The organism is Arthrobacter sp. AOP36-A1-22 (assembly GCF_052377615.1).
Classification (GTDB): Bacteria; Actinomycetota; Actinomycetes; order Actinomycetales; family Micrococcaceae; genus Arthrobacter_H.
In genome coordinates this window covers 1-1,075 of sequence record NZ_JBQSWX010000063.1, presented here as the reverse complement: position 1 = coordinate 1,075, position 1,075 = coordinate 1, and the positions used below count along the sequence as shown (strand labels likewise).

Sequence of the window (1,075 nt, the reverse complement as noted above, 5' to 3'; positions counted from 1 at the left end):
CTAGGTGTATTGACCACGGACGTTGGTAACGCTCCGGGGTAGTTGAAATAGGGAAGACCTCCGGGTGAAGGTGGGCTTGTTCAGAGTCCGTTCCAACACCGGAGGTCTTCCATGCTCCACGCTAACGCACTTCTTGCCCCCAAGGGCCGCCTGTCCCTTGCCCAGAGCATCGTCGACGAGGGCTGGCCGCTACGCCGCGCCGCCGAACGCTTCCAGGTCTCCGTGACCACCGCAGCCCGGTGGGCCAAACGGTACCGGGAGCTCGGCCCCACAGGAATGCGCGATCGATCCAGCCGGCCCCAGCGCTCTCCCAACCAGACCCCGAAGCGGCGTGAGCGAAGGATCATCGCCCTGCGCGTGAACCGCCGCTGGGGCCCGGCACGCATCGCCTACCTGCTGGGCATGCACCCCTCGACCGTCCACAAGGTCCTCTCCCGCTACGGGCTGGCCAAGCTGGCTTGGCAGGACCGGGCGACCGGGCGGAACATCCGCCGCTACGAACACGAGAACCCAGGGGACCTGGTCCACGTCGACATCAAGAAACTCGGCCGGATCCCCGACGGCGGAGGCCACAAGATGCTGGGACGATTCGACGGGGTGCGGAACAAGACCGGCGCCGAATCCAACCGCCGACCCGGCTACATGTTCCTGCACAACGCCGTGGACGACCATTCCCGCCTGGCCTACACCGAGATCCTCGACGACGAGAAGAAGGAGACCGCCGCCGGGTTCTGGAAACGTGCCAACGACTACTTCAACAGCGTGGGCATCACGGTCCAACGAGTCCTCACCGACAACGGGTCGTGCTATCGCTCCCACGCCTTCCGGGACGCCCTGGGCGAGGACATCAAGCACAAGCGCACCCGCCCCTACCGCCCTCAAACCAACGGCAAGGTCGAGCGCTACAACCGCACCATGCTCGACGAATGGGCCTACGCCCGCCCCTATACTTCCGAGGCCGAACGCATCGCCGCCTTCGAACAGTGGCAACACCACTACAATCATCACCGAGGCCACACTTCACTACGAGGACTTCCACCCGCTGCCCGCGTACCCAACCTCAGTGGTCAATACA

1 protein-coding gene is annotated in these 1,075 nt (G+C 64.7%); it reads left to right on the top strand.

The features are described 5' to 3' along the window. Positions 1–111: 111 nt before the first annotated feature. The coding region (locus ACT3S2_RS15820; protein ID WP_443349372.1) for an IS481 family transposase at positions 112–1,075 on the top strand (964 nt) is incomplete at its 3' end.